This is a genomic window from Brevibacterium sp. W7.2, assembly GCF_018137945.1.
GTDB classification, from domain to species: Bacteria; Actinomycetota; Actinomycetes; order Actinomycetales; family Brevibacteriaceae; genus Brevibacterium; species Brevibacterium sanguinis.
Genome location: NZ_CP073089.1, coordinates 1,071,377 through 1,090,378 on the forward strand (window position 1 = coordinate 1,071,377; position 19,002 = coordinate 1,090,378).

General features: G+C 69.0%; 20 protein-coding genes. 6 read left to right on the forward strand and 14 right to left on the reverse strand.

The annotated features are described in order from the left end of the window. Nucleotides 1–73: 73 nt before the first annotated feature. A complete protein-coding gene (locus J9315_RS04680; protein ID WP_006213374.1) occupies nucleotides 74–994 on the reverse strand; it encodes a hypothetical protein in 921 nt (306 codons plus the stop codon). A gap of 67 nt (nucleotides 995–1,061) precedes the next feature. Between J9315_RS04680 and J9315_RS04685 the strand changes: the two genes are divergently transcribed. After that, nucleotides 1,062–1,760, forward strand: coding sequence for a hypothetical protein (locus tag J9315_RS04685; protein WP_040560313.1), 699 nt, complete (start codon nucleotides 1,062–1,064; stop codon nucleotides 1,758–1,760). 6 nt (nucleotides 1,761–1,766) lie between these two features. Here the strand turns inward: J9315_RS04685 and J9315_RS04690 are convergent, their stop codons facing one another. The 13 genes from J9315_RS04690 to J9315_RS04750 form a co-directional block, all read right to left on the reverse strand. Continuing rightward, complete coding sequence (locus J9315_RS04690; protein WP_006213372.1) at nucleotides 1,767–3,239, reverse strand: SCO6880 family protein; 1,473 nt, start codon at nucleotides 3,237–3,239, stop codon at nucleotides 1,767–1,769. Nucleotides 3,240–3,244: 5 nt separating this feature from the next. Next, the gene (locus J9315_RS04695; RefSeq protein ID WP_006213371.1) at nucleotides 3,245–4,678 is read right to left on the reverse strand and encodes a hypothetical protein; all 1,434 of its coding nucleotides are present in this window, start codon (nucleotides 4,676–4,678) and stop codon (nucleotides 3,245–3,247) included. A gap of 30 nt (nucleotides 4,679–4,708) precedes the next feature. Next, entirely contained in the window at nucleotides 4,709–5,035 is a 327-nt protein-coding gene (locus tag J9315_RS04700) for a DUF6112 family protein (RefSeq protein WP_006213370.1), read from the reverse strand. 129 nt (nucleotides 5,036–5,164) lie between these two features. Continuing rightward, the gene (locus tag J9315_RS04705; protein WP_006213369.1) at nucleotides 5,165–5,431 is read right to left on the reverse strand and encodes a DUF6112 family protein; all 267 of its coding nucleotides are present in this window, start codon (nucleotides 5,429–5,431) and stop codon (nucleotides 5,165–5,167) included. Beyond that, entirely contained in the window at nucleotides 5,431–7,077 is a 1,647-nt protein-coding gene (locus tag J9315_RS04710) for a M23 family metallopeptidase (protein WP_040560324.1), read from the reverse strand. The genes J9315_RS04705 and J9315_RS04710 overlap by 1 nt, the downstream gene beginning before the upstream one ends. Before the next feature lie 32 nt (nucleotides 7,078–7,109). Further along, nucleotides 7,110–7,790, reverse strand: coding sequence for a hypothetical protein (locus J9315_RS04715; protein WP_040560323.1), 681 nt, complete (start codon nucleotides 7,788–7,790; stop codon nucleotides 7,110–7,112). A gap of 23 nt (nucleotides 7,791–7,813) precedes the next feature. Next, a complete protein-coding gene (locus J9315_RS04720) occupies nucleotides 7,814–8,872 on the reverse strand; it encodes a ParB N-terminal domain-containing protein (protein ID WP_040560312.1) in 1,059 nt (352 codons plus the stop codon). Nucleotides 8,873–8,912: 40 nt separating this feature from the next. Next, on the reverse strand, nucleotides 8,913–9,800 hold the full coding sequence (locus J9315_RS04725; RefSeq protein WP_040560311.1) for a hypothetical protein: 888 nt from the start codon (nucleotides 9,798–9,800) through the stop codon (nucleotides 8,913–8,915). 98 nt (nucleotides 9,801–9,898) lie between these two features. Then, the gene (locus J9315_RS04730) at nucleotides 9,899–10,303 is read right to left on the reverse strand and encodes a hypothetical protein (protein ID WP_006213364.1); all 405 of its coding nucleotides are present in this window, start codon (nucleotides 10,301–10,303) and stop codon (nucleotides 9,899–9,901) included. Next, the gene (locus J9315_RS04735; protein ID WP_179861206.1) at nucleotides 10,300–11,181 is read right to left on the reverse strand and encodes a DUF2637 domain-containing protein; all 882 of its coding nucleotides are present in this window, start codon (nucleotides 11,179–11,181) and stop codon (nucleotides 10,300–10,302) included. Before J9315_RS04735 ends, J9315_RS04730 begins: the two co-directional genes overlap by 4 nt. Then, a complete protein-coding gene (locus J9315_RS04740; protein ID WP_100244604.1) occupies nucleotides 11,181–12,053 on the reverse strand; it encodes a bifunctional DNA primase/polymerase in 873 nt (290 codons plus the stop codon). Before J9315_RS04740 ends, J9315_RS04735 begins: the two co-directional genes overlap by 1 nt. A 35-nt stretch (nucleotides 12,054–12,088) precedes the next feature. Continuing rightward, the gene (locus tag J9315_RS04745; protein WP_006213361.1) at nucleotides 12,089–13,174 is read right to left on the reverse strand and encodes an ArdC-like ssDNA-binding domain-containing protein; all 1,086 of its coding nucleotides are present in this window, start codon (nucleotides 13,172–13,174) and stop codon (nucleotides 12,089–12,091) included. 246 nt (nucleotides 13,175–13,420) lie between these two features. Next, nucleotides 13,421–14,212: a helix-turn-helix transcriptional regulator gene (locus J9315_RS04750; protein ID WP_225984163.1), complete on the reverse strand. Its 792-nt coding sequence runs from the start codon at nucleotides 14,210–14,212 to the stop codon at nucleotides 13,421–13,423. Nucleotides 14,213–14,765: 553 nt separating this feature from the next. On the opposite strand from J9315_RS04750, the gene J9315_RS04755 reads away from it, so the two are divergent. The 5 genes from J9315_RS04755 (at nucleotide 14,766) to J9315_RS04775 (ending at nucleotide 18,958) form a co-directional block, all read left to right on the forward strand. Next, the gene (locus tag J9315_RS04755; protein ID WP_006213359.1) at nucleotides 14,766–14,975 is read left to right on the forward strand and encodes a heavy metal-associated domain-containing protein; all 210 of its coding nucleotides are present in this window, start codon (nucleotides 14,766–14,768) and stop codon (nucleotides 14,973–14,975) included. Further along, nucleotides 14,975–15,916, forward strand: a complete 942-nt coding sequence (locus J9315_RS04760) for a hypothetical protein (protein ID WP_040560308.1) — start codon at nucleotides 14,975–14,977, stop codon at nucleotides 15,914–15,916. Before J9315_RS04755 ends, J9315_RS04760 begins: the two co-directional genes overlap by 1 nt. Before the next feature lie 46 nt (nucleotides 15,917–15,962). Beyond that, nucleotides 15,963–18,233 carry a heavy metal translocating P-type ATPase gene (locus tag J9315_RS04765; RefSeq protein ID WP_040560307.1) on the forward strand — a complete coding sequence of 757 codons (2,271 nt, stop codon included), beginning with the start codon at nucleotides 15,963–15,965 and terminating at the stop codon, nucleotides 18,231–18,233. Between the two features lie 53 nt (nucleotides 18,234–18,286). Beyond that, a complete protein-coding gene (locus tag J9315_RS04770; RefSeq protein ID WP_006213356.1) occupies nucleotides 18,287–18,538 on the forward strand; it encodes a YHS domain-containing protein in 252 nt (83 codons plus the stop codon). A 66-nt stretch (nucleotides 18,539–18,604) separates the two neighbouring features. Further along, nucleotides 18,605–18,958 (forward strand): metal-sensitive transcriptional regulator, encoded by a 354-nt coding sequence (locus J9315_RS04775; protein ID WP_006214162.1) that lies wholly within the window; start codon nucleotides 18,605–18,607, stop codon nucleotides 18,956–18,958. Nucleotides 18,959–19,002: the final 44 nt, after the last annotated feature.

Below are 19,002 nucleotides of genomic sequence, written 5' to 3' on the forward strand. Positions count from 1 at the left end.
CCCACCCGCCCGGTCACGGACATGCCGGTGCCGCCGACCCCACAGGGCGGCGGCACCACGGGAGGTAGTCGGGTCAGAGGCCGAGGCCGCGGTCACGCTTGACCGCCGCGACGCCCGGATGCTCGAACCAGGACCCCTCGCTCACCGGCCCACGCCCGGCGGCACTGCCCGCTTCTCGTCCGGTGGCGCGTACCCCGCGATCAGAGAGCGCCGCAGCGGCAGCACCCGCCGCGCCCATCGCAGTCCCGGCCGAGGCGGCACCGCCGGCACTGCCCATGTCGGGGTCCATGGTCGGTGCGGGGGTGTCGGTGTCGAGGCTGTCCTCGGGCGCGATCTGGTGGTGGCGGTAGAGGGCGACGTGGCCGAGGTCCGGGTTGTAGGTCAGCGTGTACTCTCCCGTGCGTGCTTCCTTGTCCAGCGCCCCGATCGGTGGGGTGTCGTAGACGTAGCCGTTGAGCATGGCCGCGTCCGTGGTCTCCTCGCCGTAGTCGAAGCCGGCCAGGTGCTCGATCGCGGCGTCCGGGCCGTCACAGTCGATCAGCCACAGCACCGCATCGGCTTCACCGCCCTGGAGGAAGACGATGTTCACCCACCGCGACACCGGCCCCTGAACCCTGGTCATCTCCGTCTCGGCGGGTGCGGGCGGGGCGGGGTGCCAGGCGATGCGACCGGCAGCCTGCGAGGCACGGTTAAGCCCCTCCTCGACACGGTCCAGGGCGGCAGCGGCCTCGGAGAGCTCCCCGGCGGCCAGGCGGGCATCACGGATACCGGCGGCGGGGTCTCCGGCATCGTCGAAGGCGCGCCCGTCATGGCGGGCGTGGCGGGTGGCGAGCTGCTGGATCGACTGCTGCATCGAGCGCACCCCGGCCAGCAGGTCCCCAATCACCCCGTAGGCGTCCTCGGGGTGGGTGAAGTCGCGGCTGGCGTGCGCCAGGCCGCGCAGCGCCTGCGATGCCTCCTCGGCGTCGGCGACGGGATCGTAGAATGTAGGCACGGTTCCTCCCCTTGACTGTGGTGATCGAGAGGTACGCATTCAGAGCACGAACCAGCCGGAGGAGCACATGAGCGGTGAGGATAGGGCCAGCGATCAGCTCGCAGCGAGGCACACTCAGACCCTGCGACTGTTCAAACGCCGAGCGGAAGAGCTCTTCTCGTGCGAGCTCGCACGTCGTGACGATGCGATGAACCTGGGGCAACAGCTGCACATGAACTTCGTTGTCGATCAAGCCACAGGCCAGTCGTCTCTGGCAGGCATTCGCCAGGTCATTCCTCCCAAAGAGCAGGTGGCTTACGCACTCACACTGATCCGTCCACTCACGCTCACGAAGAAGGGCGACCGGCTCGCATGGGTAACGGTTCTTGCCGCGTTGGAGTACTTTCGGCCGGCGGACGCCACCAATGTCTCTGAGCATTTGACACAGTTGCGTGAGAACTGGGCGCAGTACCCGCCTCGCCGAATGCGGATTATGCAGGCCCCGATCGACCCAGAAGCAGCCGGGGTTCGTGTCAATGCCTGGGACAACGAGATCGCACGTATGTTCCTCTACGGTGACCTCGTCCATGGCGATGACAACGCCGAATTGCTGGACGCGCTCGGAGATGATCAGGTTGTCTTCTCCGCCGGTGCGATGGCGTCGGACGGCTTCATGTTGGTGAACAACACGTATCAGGTCATGCACTGGCTCCGACCAGATATCGCCCCAAACGACGCGCACTTCTCCCAACTCCTAGCACAGGAGAAGCCCCCGAAGGACAACTGAGCCGGCTCATACGGGCCGGGTCAGGGGCAAGGCCGCGGCTGTGAACGCGGCGGCCTGCTGGCCGACGAGGCGGCGGGTTTCGCAGGAGGCCTGGATGGCGGCCTGCTCGACCGCGGCGACCGCGGCGTCCAGTTCCTCGATGGTGGGCGCCGAGACGGCGACCAGACCGGTCACGCGCAGCACGCCGTGCCCGGCGGTGAGGTCAGCTTCCTGCTGGAGCACGTCGGTGTATTCGGCGGTCTGGGCGGCGTCCTCGATCTGTCCGATCCGGCGGCGCTGCGCGGCATCGGAGATGTGCTCGACCTTCTTCTTGCGGATGTCACGGGCAGCCTGATCGGTGCGCAGCGGGGTGTAGAGCAGCGACAGGGATCGCCCGATCCCTGAGGAGAGCACCAGCGGGGCGAGGAACCCCGGATACACCATCGAGCGGGGCCACTCGCTGATCCAGAGCACGACGTGGTAGCCGGTATCGGTGCGCAGCCTCGTCCAGGTCTCGGTCACCGCGACCGGGCCGGCGGTGGCCAGCGACTGGCCGATCTCCCCGTGCCGCTCCAGGGTCGCGGCGACGGCCGGGTCGTAGGCGCTGCGCAGGATCACGGCGATCTGCCCCGGGCTCAGCCACCCGGCAGGGGTCAGGTCCGCCGAGCGCAGCGCCGCGGTCAGTGTGCTCATCTCCTGGCGCAGCACCGCGGCCGCGCCCCGCAGCCCGCCGCCGGCGGTCCGGATCTGCCGGGCCGCCGTCTTCATATCCAGGCTGAGGCTGATCGTGGTGGCGTGACGCTCCCCGGCGGGCCCGGCGCGCTCGATCAGCTCGGCATACGTCCTCGATGCGAAGGAGTCGTCCTGGCTGCCGTGGGCGGCCCACCATTCGGCCAGGCCCGTGCCCGAGTCCGGCAGGGTGCGCTCCAGCACCTGCACGGTCGCGATCCGCCCGGACCGGCAGACGCTGGCCAGCACCCGCCCCCAGGAGGAGACCCGGCGGGCCTGCTCGCCGGGATCGAGGAGCACGAACGCGGGATGGCGGATCTCGCACACCACCGTCAGCGTCGCCTGGTGAGGGTCGTGGATCATGCCCGCCCCGCTCTGCGGGTCGACGTGCTCGCGCAGCCGCGCCATGTCACCGGGCAGCGCGAGCGTGCCCGCCGGCCTCGGAGCGACGATGCGGCGCCGGTAGGCCAACTGTCCGCCGGTGGTCCGCCACAGCCACCAGGCGGCCACGGGCACCCATTCCACGACCGGGCGCCCGGCGACGGGCATCCAGGTCAGCACGATCGAGGACACCCAGATCGGGGCGGTGTAGGCGATGAGCATCCCGCCGGCGTAGAACGCGCCCACCAGGGACAGCACTCCGACGGCGAGGGTCGCCAGCTGGGTCGCGGACAATCCCAGCAAGATGCCGCGGCGAGTCAATCTGCTGAATTTCACCGGCACCAGGTCGGTGCCCGTACGCGCTTCTTCGGCGCTGTGCTTGTTGCTCACGAGGATCACTCCTTCCCACCGGTCGGCGGCTTACTGGGCCCGTCGTCGGGCTTCGGGCCGGTCGGCAGGTTCGGCTGCGGGGTGCTGCGCGGCGGTGCCTGCGCGCCCGGCCCACTCCCACCGCTCTCACCGTTCCCGCTGGTGTTGGTGTTGCCGGTGTTCTGGTTGGCGCCGTCGGTGGCGGCCTCGGCCTGGGCGCCGATCTGCTTGCCGGCCTCGGGGCCGGCCGTCGCGGCCTTCTTCGCGACCTCCGCGCCGATGACCACCGCCGCGACCGGTCCCGCGGCAGCTCCCGCACCGGCCGCCGAACCGCCGGCGCCCGCACCGCCCGCACCTGCTCCGGCATCTGCTCCGCCGCCTGGTGGTGGCGGCGTGCCCCCACCGCCGCCGCCACCGCCGGGTGGGTTTCCGCCTCCGGGTGGGGGCGGTTCGTCACCCCCGCCCCCACCTCCTCCGCCGCCGTTGCCGTTGGTGTCGAGGATCTTCTTCGGGCCTTCGCCTTGCGGTGTGCCGGGCACCGGGACGGGTCGGTTCATGGCGTTCTTGGCTTCTTGTTCCGATCCCATGGTGTTGTAGAGGTCGAAGCCGAGGAACGCGATGACCCGGTAGACCATGTAGGGGGCGAAGGCGGCGATCGCGAGCATGACGATGCCGGTGATTGGCTCGGTGATCGCCGTCAGGTCCGCCTCGATGGGGGTTGCCATCTGGGTGATCGCGATGAGGAACACCACCACGAGCACCAGCTTGGAGATGATGAGGGCGAGTACGAACGCCGCCCACTTCCCGATCCACCCGCGGGTGGCATCCCACGCCGCACCAGCGAACGCGAGCGGGGCGAGCACGATCGCGATCAGCAGCAGAGCCTTGCGGATCAGCAGCGAGAACCACACGATCGCGACCGCGGCGACCATGAGCCCGCCGAGGAAGATCGTCACGATCGCCCCGACACCGGGGGCGGAGATGTTGATGGCGGTCAGTCCGGCGGCCAGCAGGATGATCTTGTCGCCCATCGTGGCCGTGGTCTCGCCGGCGGCTTGGATGATCCCGATGGTCAACTGGTCGGTGATCTCCAGCGCGAGCGCGGCCAGGGTGATGACCACGAAGGAGCCGAGCACGGCCTTGCCGGCCCCGAGGGCGGCGCGGGACAGCGCGGTGGGGTCGCGGCGGATCAGGCCGAGGATGAGCTGGAAGCAGAAGAAGATCAGCACGATGAACACGCCGATCCCGAACAGCAGGTTGTACACCGACACGTACCCCTCTTGGGTGACGTCGACCAGCGTGGTCGTGTCAAACACTGTCCACATGGCCTCGATCAGCCAGCCCGCCGCCCCGCCGACGGCCTGCGCGAACCAGTCGAACGGGGCGGCGATCAGCGACGCGGCCGCTTCACCGGCGGAGTCGCAGACCGTGGAGATGACGGGAACATCGCACAGCGCCATCACAGACCTCCCTCACACAGATAGGCGGGTTCAGACGGCCTGGCCGACGCCCCAGAAGAAATTGATCAGCGTGACCGCGGCACCGCAGATCACCGCCGCACCGCAGGAGATCAAGACGCCGATCTTGCCGCGGCCGGCCAGGTGGGGGTTGCTGGAGTTGGAGCCGAAGCCCCACACGATCGCCGAGACGATCAGCGCGAGGACGGACAGGATGAGGCCGACGGTCATGACGGCACCGACGATGGTGCGCAGCTGGTCGATGCCGGGCAGCCCCGAGTCGTTGGGGTCGATGTCGATCTGCATCGGGAGCATCGCCAAGCGGGCGAGGGTCCAGGTGGCGAGGGTCGTGATGGTCATGGCAGGGCGCTCCTTCGACAGATGAGACAGAGGTGTTCTCTCGACCAGGTGCACCCGACCCCGCCAGACACGCAGCAGCGCCCGCCCCCACAAGACCGGGGGCGGGCGCAGCAGCTTCAGCGCAGGGGTTCAGAGTTGTTGGCCGATGCCGATCAACCAGTTCATCCACGTGACCCCGGCGCCGGCGAGGATCGCCGCCCCGAGGGCGACGAGCACGCCGGTGCGGGCCTTGCCGGCGGCGGCGTAGTTCCCGGACGCAGACGCGATCGCCCAGACGATGCCGGAAATAATGAGCATCAGCACCGCGATGATGAGCACGAACGTCAACAGGGCGCCGATGACCTCTTCCAGGTCGCCGATGCCGCCCAGGCCCTCGAAATCGGGGAACACGTCCATCAGGCCCCACCACCCGAATCGGCGAGGGTGACGTGGAGGTGGTCTTGATGCCTCGTGGTGATATCGGTGCCGCGCGTGTAGTCGCGCCAGCCCTCGTCGTCACGGGCGAGGGACCAGATCTTGTCCTGCCAGATGAGGTAGTCGACTCCGAGGGTCTCGGCGTGGTCTTTCATCCAGTTCGTGACTTCCCAGCCCGCCTCGATCTGCGCGGGCGTGGGCATCTGCCCGATGGCGTTGCCGAACGCGATATCGCAGGCCCGACCCAGCGGGTGCTCCGAGACCGTGCCCGGCCGTGGCGAGTAGCACGACCAGGTCGTCTCGGGGAACGCCGCGATCGTCTGCTGATACAGGTGCAGGGTGCGGCGGGTGATCTGCCCGTTACTGGTCGGGTCGTCGACCAGCTCATCCGGGTCACCGGCCGGGGCAGGGTCAGGCTCCCCACCAGGCCCATTGCTGTCGGGGTCGCAGTCGCCGGCCGGTGGGCCGGTCTCGGCCTCGGGCAGGTCCGCGGCGTCGTGGGCGTTCAGCCAGGCGGCGGGGTCGGTGTGCTCACCGCCGGTGCCCCCGACATAGACCTCAAGGTGCAGGTGCGGGCCGGTGGACTGGCCCGAGGAGCCGACGTCGGCGATGTGCTGCCCGGCCCGCACCCTATCGCCGGCCTCGACGTGGATGCCGTCGGCCCAGGAATGGATGTACCCGGTGGCGACCTGCTCGCCGCCGACCTGATGTTCGATGACGACCTTCCCGCCCCACGCATCGGTGTACTCGGCGACGGTGACCGTGCCGTCGGCGGCGGCGAGGATGGGCGTGCCGTCCGGGGCGGCGAAGTCGCTGCCGGTGTGGAAGGACTGCTCCCCGGTGATCGGGTGGGTGCGCGGCCCGTACGGGTCGGTCGCCGTCCACGTGCCCTCGGGCAGAGGGAACACCACCCGCGAAGACTCCGCCGCCCCGGCCACAGCAGGCACCACACCAGGGTCAGTTTCGACGTTCGTGCCTGTGGTGCCGAGGAGGGTGTCGAGGATCGTGACGGCGACGGGGCTGTAGTTCTCGTACCGGTCGGGGAACGCCGAGACCTCCACGGCTTGGGCGGCCTCGCCTTTGCCCATGTCTTGCCAGCCGGGGATGTCCAGCAGCCCGCGCGGCGAGGGATGGTTCGGGCCGTCCGGGCCGCCGAAGAACGCTCGCGCCTGATACTCGGGGGCCATCAGCTCTGGGACCGACCCCCACCCGGCCTGCGGGCGCATCTGGAACAACCCCAGGCTGTCGTTGTCGCTGCCATCGCCATCGTTCGGGTAGTCCGCTGACTCCGGGTAGACGCTCGTGTTCGACAGCTGCCGCAGGGTCGACTCGGTCAGTGCGGCCATCAGCGCGATCTGGAGTCCGTCACGGTTCACGCCCTCGACGCCGGAGCCGGTCTCGATGATCGTGGCCGCGTGCGTGAGTTGCTTCTTGTTCAGCGTGAACGACTCCCCATCGCGCGTTTCGACGGCGAGCTCGTCGGGCACCTCGCCGACTTGCAGTCCGCCGCCGGGCACGGTGCAGGCCCAGGTCGCGGCGGGGTTCATCAGCAGCCCGATCCCGACCATCGACAGGAACGGTGCTACCAGCGCCAGTGCGAGCAGTCCGATAGCGAGCTTCTTGAGCACCACGCCCCTCCTTTCTCCCCAGACCTCTCGGGTCAGCGCAGGGGGTTGTCCAGCTCGGACAGCCGCAGCAGATGACAGGTGTCGTAGGCGGGCTCGCAGACCACGAACACGGTGAACGCCACCTCGTGCGCGGAGTCGACGGGTTCGTCGTTCAACACCCCGGCACGGTGGCGGACGCCTTCGATCGTGATCGCCGTCGTCCCCTCCACCAGCTGCCCCGGCTGCGCCTGCTCCTGCGCGGTCGCCCACGCTCCGGGCACGAACGCATCGGTGATCTCCAGGTGCTGGGTGGTGGCGTACTGGCGCAGCTCGACCCATGCCTCCCGCGTGGGCAGATAGGCGGCGATATCGGAGGCGAGGCCGGCCTGCTCGGTGCCGGTCGGGTCGGCGACCTCCATCAGCACGCTCGTGTAGTCCAGCGGCATCAGCCCCGACCCGGTATCCCAGGCGAACACCGCCGTCGCGACGTTGCGGGCGAACTCCTCCGGGTCCCCGGACCCGACCACCGCAGCGATCCGCCCCGGCCGTGGCGTGCCGGACTCGACCGGACTCGACGACGCGCCCGGCTCGGGGTCACGGTCGTGGGGTGGGCTGGTGTCGGGGCCGAGGATCAGGCCGTAGATCCCGATGCCGGCCAGGAGCACGATCACCAGGCCGGCGGCGAGCAGGACGATCAGGCGGGTGCGCGGGCGGGAGTCAGCGAAAGTCTTCATGCCGCCCAGGTGCACGCACCCGGTCACAGAGCACGCAGATGCTGCCGAGAGACGCTCTCGCCTGATTCGGCATCAGCGCCGGGGCCGGTGTCCTCGTCGGTGCGGGGCTCCTCGGTTGTCGTCTCGACGTCGTGGCCGGTGGTGTCGAGGGAGATGCGCAGGCGGGCGGCGAAGGCGCTGGTGCCGTCGGCGACGTCGAGGAAGATGCCGGCCTGCTCCTCGGTGAGGTCGCGGGCGAGCTCGTCCACGTCGTAGTGGGTCCACCATTCCGCCAGGGAGGTCCAGGTCTGCACGAACGCCGTCACCGGCCACCGCCCCGGCACCACCGCCGGCCGGGCCGAGGTGTGCGTGCGGGGCTTGGTGCGTCCAGCGGCGGTGACACGGGCGACGGCCTCTTGGGCCATCGCGCGCAGCGACGCCTGGCGAGAGGCGTCCGCTTGCTCGACCTGGCCGCGCAGGCGCTGATAGGCGGGGTCGACCGGCCCGCCGGCCTCGATCCCCGCCAGCTCCGTCGTCGCCTGCTCGCGCAGCGCCTCGGGATTCTCGGGGTTCTCGGCCATGGCCTGGATCGCCGAGATCTTCTCCAGCGTCGTGTACGAGGCGCGGCCGGTGACCATCCGCGCGGCCTGCGCGCGGCTCCTCCCACCGACACCCCCTGACGGGGGTGCCAATTTGGCACCCCCGTCAGCACCGGGCTGATTCTCCGCCGAGAAGCGGGTTACGACATCGCGGCGCTGGGCGTCCTCGGTCATGAGCTGCTTGAGCTCGCGGTACAGGGCGGCGGCCTCCAGCTGGTTGAGCGGCTTGCGGTGCGCATTCTCGTCCTGCTCGGCCAGCAGATGCCCCAACCGGGTCGAGACACCCGATCGCACCCACACGCTGACCGTGCGCCAGTGCAGCAGCCGGATCGCTTCCAGCCGGCGTCGCCCGCACACCAGCACCCCTTCGGGGGTGACCGTGATCGGTTGCAACAGGCCGTGCTCGCGGATCGAGTCAGCCAGAGCCTGGATATCGCCGAGGTCGGCGCGATGACGGGCACCGACCTGAATCGACTCCACGGTGCGTTGCAGTTCGATACTCATCACCACTCACCCCTCTCAGTCCTCTCTTCGTGGTCCCCGGTTACTTCCGGGCCTGTCGTGGGGCGGCCAGGCAGATGGTGAGCACGAGATCGTCATCGCGCAGCAGCATCGGGATCGTCTCGCCGATCAGCAGCCGCAGCAGCACCCCGCGGCCCGCGCTGGTCGCCGCCAGCGCCGGGTGCGGGTTGCCCAGCAGCGCCTTGAGCAGCCCGGTCCAGGACCGGCCCGGCAGATCCAGCAGCGCGCGGGCGTGCTGGTCACGTCGCAGGGTCTCGAACGCGGTATGCCGCGCCCCGGCCTTCGCCAGCGCCCCGCAGATGTGCTCCACCGACGCCCGCGCGGTCGCGGGCTCCCAGCCGAGCATCGTCACCAGCGCGATCGCGTCCTCAGCCGCCGACGACGCCGACATCGCCACCCCCACCACACCACCACCGCCACCGTCACCGTCTCCGGCGTCTCCGGTGCCGTCGGGATCGGGTTCGGGGTCGGTGACCTGGAACGCGGGGTGATACTCCGACAGCGGCGTCTCCCTGTCGGAGATTCGCTCGGCGTCGTGGAACGCGGAGATGTGCGGGCGGCGGGCCTGATGGGTCGAGCACAGCAGCCCCTGGGCGCGCTCCTCGGCGATGCAGGTGATCCGCACCGCGTGCGTGACCACGCCCCACGGGTCGATCGCCTCCCGGGCGGAGCGGGTGCGCATCACATCGAACGCGGCGCTGGCGGCCTCCCACGGGTCCAACGAGTGCTTGCGCGCCAGCGCGGCGTACTTCTGCGCCGCATACTGCATCAGCTCGCCGGCGACCGGGTCCCGCGCCCATGCCCCGGGCCCGGCCGCGTGGAGCCGGGCCAGCAGGGCACGCAGCCCGGCGCTGGTCGTGTAGTTCTCAGGCCCCCGCTGCGGGGAACCTGTGTGAGTCGTGGTCGTCATGGGTTCGGCACCTCCTGGCAGGCAGGTGCACTCGCCTTCTCCGACACCTGGTGCTCGGCGTTCGGCGCCGGGCATGGTCGTGGTCATGGCCGGTCACCTCAGTTCATTCCGACCGGGCCGCGCCCGGCCCCGTCACGGCTCGTACTGCGGCCGAACGCCGAGATCGGGGGCAGCTCACGCTCCTTTGCACCCAGGCGCGTGACGCCGCGGGCGAGGCCGTCGTGGGCCTTGTGTGCGAGGTTCGCCTCGAAGTCGATCGCCAGGCGTGAGATCTGCCCGGTGCCTCTCGCCATCAGGTCCGAGGTGCGTACCCAGTCAACCCCGCGCGCCTTGCGCAGTGCCGGATCAACATCCGCAGTCTCAGTCTTGGCACCGGTTGTGCGGGTGACGTCGGCGGCTTGGATCGCCTCCGGAGCACCCGGTGTCTCCGCCCGGTCAGGGCGGGTCGTCTCCGGCGGGGGCGTGTCCTGCCTGCCGGGGTTGTTCTGCTCGTAGGGGTTCATGATTTCTGCTCCTTCTCCTCATCTGATTCGTTGTGGTGCTCGGGCACTGCCGAGGTCTCCTGGTCTGCGGCGGGCGCGGGATCGGTGCGGGGGAACCAGCGGCCGACGGTCGAGGCGTGCACGCCGAGTTCGCGCGCGATCGCCTTGTTCGACCAGCCCCGCCCCCGCAGCACTGCCGCCCGTTCCCGCCGCCCAGCACCTGCCAACGTTGGCGGGTCGGGCTCAGCCGATGGGGTTTCGGCCACCGCCTCCAGCACGGGCACATCCGATCGGTCAGGCTCTGTCTGCTCGCCCAGCACCTTGGCGGCCGGGGCCGGCGGTGTCGCTACCGCGATGCCCGTGGCCGAACGTGGCCGCTCGGGAAGCTCCGGCAGAAGGAGCGGTGCGGCCTGTGCCTGCGCGCCAGCGGTCTCGGAGACCTCCAGCGCCGATCCTGACTCCGGGGTGGGGGTGATCGGCGTGGGGACCGGGGTTCTGGTGGAGCGGGTCAGGACCGTCGTCAGATGCGTGGAGGCCAGCAGCACGAGCGGCGGGACCGCGGCGACGATGGCCGCGAGCAGGCCCGGCACGGAGGCGTCAGCGGCGACGAGGGCGTGCGCGGCGTTCGCGCTCACCGACATCAGCGCCCCGGCGATCAGCAGCACCCACGGGTACCAGGCCGCCCGATGCCCGTCGAGGGCGACGACCGCGACGGTCGCGACCACGATCAGCCCGTCCACCAAGAGCGGCCAGATCCACGCCTGGTTCCTGGTGATGCCCGAGCGCACCGCGAGATCGGCCAGAGCGACGAAGCTCAGCCAGAACGCGCCGCCGCCGATCAGCACCGTCCCCGACGCGGCCGCGACCACCGCCCATCGCCGCCCCGACAGCCCGCCCATCACAGCCCCCGGCCCGCCCGCGTCGCAGCCGGCACCGGCCCGAATCTCTCCGGCACGGACTCGGCCCGGGTCGAGGTGCCGACACCGGTGGTGATGGTGCGGTAGGCGGACTCGACGGTGCGAGTGATCTCCCGCTGCCCGAAATCCGGCTGCTCCACGCTCGCAAACGCATCCAGCGCCTCGGAGACCGGCACATTGCCCTCGGCGAGGCGGCAGGCGGCCCAGAACAGCTTGAGATTGCGATCCGTGGACTGCCCGCTCAGCCAGGACGCCATCCGACCCGCATCCACCATCGCCCCTGCATCCGAGATCGGGCCGGTCTTCGGGCGGGGCCGGGGCGGGGTGAGAAACTCCCGCAGGCGCTGCGCATCCAGCGCCCGCCCGTCGGTGGGGGCGAACGAGGTGGGGCGGTAGAGCACGCTCTCGCCGTCGATCTGGCGGCGCGAGGGCGGGACGATGATGTAGCCGCGATCCCCACGGAAATCCACCCCGGCACGGCCGGCCTGCCACGACGGCTGTTCACTGTCGGCGGCCGGGAAGTAGATGTGCAGGCCGCCGGTCGGTGAGCGCACCATCGTCTCCCAGCCATGCACCAGCCCCTCCCGCCGCGCGGCGCGGATCGCGTCGAAGCCGTTGACGCCGTGCACATCGACATCCACCACGGAGACGCCCGAGGCTCGGCCGGTGGGCATGCCGATGTTCGCCGCCGGGAACCTGCGCCACCAGGCCTCCACCTGCGCCGGGTCGGTGGTGGCGTCGTGGAAGCCGCGTCGGGTGATCGGCTGCTTGCCCTCCGGCGCGCACGGGAACACCGGCACCCCGGACTGCGCGAACACCATCGCGGCCCGCCCCAGCGGCCAGGACGCATCCATCTGCCGGACCGCCCGAGTAAACCTGCTCTCGGACATCACAGCCCCCGCCCCAACACGACCGCAGCGGCCCGCTCCGGCGCCGGCAACGGCGCCACTTGCCGACCGGGCGTGTCCTGCCGTGGGCTCTTCGGGGCCGGGCCGTCGCGTTCCAGCCCGGGCGGTGTGCCGTCGGGCACCTGGTTCGTGTCGAGGCCGTCGAGGATGCTGAGCGCGGTCTTGCGGATGCGCTCACCGGCGGCCTGCACGACCTCGACCGGGTTCTTCCCGTCGACGTTCGCCGCCCACCCGGCCACGTACGGGATCGTGTAGCCCGTGGTGTCCATGCCGTGGGCGGCGCCGATCATCAGCGCCACCGATTCGGCCTCGACCTCACCGATCCCGCGATGCTGCCGCGCCTCCTCCTGGTCCGGCCCATGCATCAGCACATGCCCGAGCTCGTGGGCGAGAGTCTTCACCTGCGCGGCGTCGTCCATGTTCGTGCGCACGGCGACTTGCCGGGTCGAGTAGTTCGTCAGCCCGTTCGCGCCGCCGATCATGCCCTCGTGCGGCACCCACAGCAGCTCGAACCCCTCCGCCGTGACCTGCTCCGCCAGACCCTCGCGCAGACCTTCGGGGGCTTCGCCAGCGAGCAGCCGTGGCGCTGGCCGTTCGGGGATCGGATCGCCGCTGGTCTGGGAGGCGTCCCAGACGTAGGCCGGGCGCACGCCGACCATGCGGGAGCGCACGACCTCACCGGGCTTCGGCTTCTCACCCCGGTTCAGACGCCGCCAGGAGTCCGGATCGGCCGGGTTCGTCGAGGCGAACCTGCCAGTGACCGGGGCGAGGATCTGATACCCGGCCTGGCCCTTCTCGACCTGTCGGCCCAGCTGCTGCCACTGCTTGTATCCCGCGACCAGGGTGGGGAACGGTTCGGGCACCCCGCCGGCCTCGAATGCGGCCTGGTGCTGCTCCCAGATCAGGCAGACGTTGTTGAAGCTCCGCGACCGGAACCGGGCAGCGAACCGCATCGCATCGGCCCAGTCCTCACCGGTGACCAGCCGTTCGACGGCACCGGTGAGCTTCTCGTGGAGCTCGTCGAGCTTCGCTTCCCGCTGTTGGCGGGCTTCCTCCCTCGTCGCCATCGTCGGCCTCCTCTCGGCAGGCCAGCCGCGAGGTCGCGGCTGGCCTTGCACCAGCGAGGTGAGCCAGGAGCTTCCGGCGAGTCAGACGGTCAGCGAACGGAACAGTCGGTAGGTTGGCCGTCAGGACACGGGCGGCACCTGACGTGGACCTACTGGCGTATCAGCCTCAGAGCCTGCGTAGGGCTGGAAGCAGCTGAGTCCGGTCGGACGCCGGACGAAGTGATGATTTCCCGGACGACTCTGCTGCTATCTATCCGCGACAACCGGGCGCATGGAGCGGTAGCGACTCGGGCTGAGCCCGACGTGCTCGATGAATGCCTCCGTCGCCCGTGAACGGCTGGACCAGCCGACGCAACGACCTACTGCTGCGACAGAAAGATCGGACTCGCGCAGCAGCCTGGCCATCTCCTGCACGCGAAGCATCGTCAGATACGCGATCGGGGTCTTCCCGAAGGCATCGACGAACACACGGGTCAATTGCTGCGGGGAGAGCCGCACCCTCTCGGACAGCTCGTGGAGTGTCCACCTATAGGCGACGTTTTCATGCAGTGCCTCCCGTGCCAGCAGCGCCTCCGGACGGAGAGGGGCTAACCTGCGACTGCGCGGCAGCACTGGACGCGCGCGTGCACGCTGCAATGGTGTCAGCCTCGCAGGCGAGACCCGGATGAATGGTCCGAGCACATCCATGACAGCGAACCAGAGTGCCTGGAGTCGGTTGAATCTCTCTCGGAACCGTCTCTCAACGCTGAGCGCGACCATCTCATCAATCCACGGCACAACCATCCCGGCCCGATCTCTGCCGAGTCGCAGGATCTGCGCTGGTTCAGAGTAGATCTTCTCCGCGAAACCGGGGGCGTCAAGCCGATCGTGCAGCACCGCAGAGTGCTGCCAGAAGAACTGATCGAGAGCGAAATCGGTATCGACACGGATCGACGTCACCGACACTTGGCACTCGGGCTCGCAGCTGAACAATACGTTCGGGCCGAGAAGGATCGCATCGCCCACGCTGACCGGCTGACGACCGAACTCGCTGAACATGATTGCCGAGCCCGACCTAATGAACAAGATGTTGAGGCAGTCGTAAACCACCGGGCCGACAGGCCGGTGGACGGCAAGCGTCTGGGCGACCAGCGGGCTACGCCAATGTGCATCACAGGAGTGCCTCGCTGCCTCTGGCGTGGCCGCGCACTCTTGCTGGCTCTTGTCTGATCCGCTCACTAATCTCGAACGCCTGTGGAGCCGGACGAGCTCGCCAGTTCCGAACCAACAGCAATAGCGCATGATCGCTGTGGGGCGGGAGTCGGTTTCGTACCAGTCTTCGCTGCCTTCGTCGATGCGGCAAGGCAGTCCACGGTTCTGATGAGCCGAGGGGTCACTACTCTCCGACGCGCATCGACAAAACCCAGCGGATCGCCCCGCAGCATCGGTGCACCACAAGGCACACCTCGGACGCTCCAACCATCGTTTGCAGCACTTGCGCGATGCAGCTCACACGATCGCCTCCCTCCTTGCGGAATACCTGACAGGGGTATAGCGTTGACTTGTACACGTACCCGGTAGGGGTACTACCGACATACAAGGAGGATACCTGATGGCTTCGAACGATTACCAGGTGACGGGCATGACCTGCGGCCACTGCGAGATGTCGATCCGCGAGGAGGTCAGCGAGATCCCCGGCGTCCAGGACATCCAAGTCAGCGCGCAGACCGGCAAGCTCAACGTCACCGCCGAGGGTGAGATCGACGACGCCAAGGTCCTCGCGGCGGTCGAGGAGGCCGGCTACTCGGCGGTGCGCGTCTGATGAAGGCCGGAGGACGGCTCGCGCTCTACGGGGCCGGGTTGGTGGTGGCGTTCGGCGGGGCCTTCGGCCTCGCCGGCGCCGTCATTCCCGATAGCTTCGCAGCAGCATGGGCAGAAGGAAGTAACGTGAACGCACACGGTGAAGGGCACGGCGACGCTGCGCAGGAAACCGCGGAGCCCGCTCTGAACGGGGTCTCCGCAAGCGCGGACGGCTTCGTGCTCTCTCCGGTCCAGGCCCCCACGGCCGCAGGCGAGGATGGAGACCTGAGCTTCCAGATCCTCGACGAGTCCGGCGAACCGGTGACCGAGTACACCACCGCGCACGAGAAGGACCTGCATCTGATCGCCGTGCGCACCGACGGCGCCGGTTTCCAGCACGTGCACCCCGAACTCGACACGAGCACAGGCACCTGGTCGGTGCCGTGGACCTGGGACGAGGCGGGCACCTACCGCGTGTACGCCGACTTCACACCCGCGGGCGAGGAAGCCGAAGGCATCACTCTCACCCGCGCAATCGAGGTCGCGGGCGACTTCACCCCTGTCGAGACCGAGGCGCAGACCACCGACGAGGTCGACGGATACACCGTCTCCCTCAACGGCGACCTCACTGCGGGCACCTCAAGCGAGCTCACCATCTCGGTCGAGCGTGACGGTCAGCCGGTGACCACGCTGGAGCCTTACCTGGGCGCGTTCGGCCACCTGGTGGCGCTGCGCGAGGGTGACCTCGCCTACCTGCACGTCCACGCCGAGGGCGACGAGCCCCAGGCCGGGGACACGGCCGGACCCGAGATCCGATTCGCAGCGGAGGCCCCGACCGCCGACCGTTACCTGCTCTACCTGGACTTCCAGGTCGACGGGCAGGTGCACACCGCCGAGTTCGTGATCGACGCCGAGCACGGTGACGGCTCGAAGACAGACGATTCGCATTCCGACGGCCACTGACCCGCAGGGCCTGGCGTCGCACGAGAGCTGAGAAAGAAGGAAGAGGATGAGCACATCAGCGCCCCCAACGGGTGGGCCGGACATCGAGTTGGAGATCGGCGGGATGACCTGCGCCTCCTGCGCGAACCGGATCGAGAAGAAGCTGAACAAGCTCGATGGCGTCGCGGCCACCGTCAACTACGCCACTGAGAAGGCTAAGGTCACCGTGCCTGCCGGCTACGATCCGTCACTGCTGGTCGCCGAGGTCGAGAAGACCGGGTACACGGCCGCACTGCCCAAGCCCAAGGACACTACGGCGAACATGTCGGAGACCGAGGCCGGGGAGGAGGAAGACAGTGAGCTCACCTCGCTGCGGCATCGGCTGATCGGCGCGATCGTGCTCACTGTTCCCGTGATCGCGATGGCGATGATCCCCGCGCTGCAGTTCACGTATTGGCAGTGGGCCTCACTCGCCCTGGCCGCACCGGTGATCATCTGGGGAGCTTGGCCGTTCCACAAGGCGGCGTGGACGAACCTCAAGCACGGTGCGGCGACGATGGACACGCTCATCTCGATGGGTACCTCCGTCGCGCTGCTGTGGTCGCTCTATGCGCTCTTCCTCGGCACTGCCGGCACTCCCGGCATGACGCACCCCTTCGAGTTCACGATCGCTCCGTCGGATGGCGCGGCGAACATTTATCTCGAAGTCGGCGCGGGCGTGACGATGTTCATCCTCGCCGGCCGCTACTTCGAGAAGCGATCCAAGCGCCAGGCCGGGGCCGCGCTGCGCGCCCTCCTGGAGTTGGGCGCGAAGGAAGTCGCCGTACTCCGCGACGGCGTAGAGGTGAAGATCCCCACCTCTGAGCTGGCGGTCGGCGACGAGTTCATCGTCCGTCCAGGCGAGAAGATCGCCACCGACGGTCTCGTGACCTCCGGCTCCTCCGCGGTGGACGCCTCGATGCTCACCGGCGAGTCCGTGCCGGTCGAGGTCCGCGAGGGCGACTCGGTCACCGGTGCCACCGTCAACGCCGGCGGCCGCCTGGTCGTGCGGGCGACTCGTGTGGGTTCGGACACACAGCTCGCACAGATGGCGAAGCTCGTCGAGGACGCGCAGACCGGCAAGGCCGAGGTGCAGCGTCTGGCCGATCGTATCTCCGGCATCTTCGTGCCGATCGTCATCGTCGTCGCGTTCATCACCCTCGGCGCCTGGCTGGGAGGCGGGTTCCCCGTCGCCGCCGCGTTCACCGCAGCGGTCGCTGTGCTCGTCATCGCCTGCCCCTGCGCGCTGGGTCTGGCGACCCCGACCGCGTTGCTCGTCGGCACCGGGCGCGGTGCGCAGATGGGCGTCCTCATCAAGGGCCCGGAGGTGCTGGAGTCCACTCGCAAGGTCGACACCGTCGTGCTCGATAAGACCGGCACCGTCACCAGCGGCAAGATGACTCTGACCGACGTGATCACTGAGCCCGGTGTGGATCGTACGGAGCTGCTGCGTTTCGCCGGTGCACTGGAAGACTCTTCGGAGCATCCGATTGCGCAGGCGATCGCCAAGGGCGCGACCCAGGAAGTCGGCCAGCTGCCTACTCCAGAGGACTTCGCCAATGTCGAGGGCAAGGGCGTGCAGGGCATCGTCGAGGGGACCCCGGTCGTCGTCGGCCGCGAGTCTCTGCTGGCGGACTGGTCGCAGAAGCTCTCTCCGGAGGTCGCACAGGCGAAGGCCCAGGCCGAGGGCGAGGGCAAGACGGTCGTCGCGATCGGCTGGGACGGTGCTGCGCGCGGCATCCTCGTCGTCGCCGACACCGTCAAGCCCACGAGCGCCGAGGCGATCCGCGGGCTCAAGGAGATCGGCCTGACCCCGGTGCTGCTCACCGGTGACAACGAGGCCGTGGCCCGCCAGATCGCGTCCGAGGTCGGCATCGACGAGGTCATCGCCGAAGTGCTACCCAAGGACAAGGTCGACGTCGTCACTCGCCTCCAGGAAGAGGGCAAGATCGTCGCGATGGTCGGCGACGGCGTCAACGACGCCCCCGCGCTCGCGCAGGCTGATCTGGGCCTGGCGATGGGCACCGGCACGGACGTCGCGATCGAGGCCTCCGACATCACGCTCGTGCGCGGTGACCTGCGGGCCGCCGTCGACGCGATCCGCCTGTCCAGGAAGACCCTGTCGACGATCAAGACCAACCTGTTCTGGGCATTCGCCTACAACACCGCCGCGATCCCGGTCGCTGCGCTCGGCATGCTCAACCCCATGCTCGCAGGTGCGGCGATGGCGTTCTCCAGCGTCTTCGTCGTCGGCAACAGCCTCCGCCTGCGCGGGTTCACGAGCGTCGCCTCGAAGTGACGTACGAGAACCCACCCATCCACACGAATCCAATAACGAAGGAACACCAGAGAATGAGCAGCTGCTGCAGCACGAACGAGACCAACCCGGCCGTGGAGAACGGTGGACGCGAGAACCTTCTTGGCGGGGGCGCCGATGACATGACCACCTGCCCGGTCATGGTCGGCACCCCGGTCAGCAAGAAGACCGCCGAGGCCGCCGGCCTCTACCGCGACTTCGAGGATGAGCGCTACTACTTCTGCTGCGCTGGTTGTGGGCCTGCGTTCGATTCGGACCCGGCCAAGTACGCCGCCAACATGGCGTAATCCACCAGCGTGCGGGGTGCCGCGGCACCGCTGCGGCACCCCGCCACCTGATCGGAGCGAACCGACATGACCACTACGACTCCCACCACCGAAACCCACCTCGACACCTGCCCCGCAGGAGGCGACGGCGACGCGTCCGTCCACGGATACATCAGCGATAAGACGAAGTACCGCAATCGTCTGCGGCGCCTCGAAGGCCAAATCCGCGGCATCGATCGGATGGTCGACGAGGACCGCTACTGCATCGACATCCTCACCCAGATCTCCGCAGTCACCAGGGCACTCGAAAATGTCGCCCTCGGCCTGCTCGACGATCACCTCAAGCATTGTGTCCTCGACGCCGCACTCGCCGGCGGACCAGTGAGCGAGCAGAGGCTCGGCGAGGCGTCCGAGGCCATCGCCCGCCTCGTGCGCTCCTGACGCCGGCGCATCAGTTCGATCACGACCAGCAGTTCAGGAGTTCT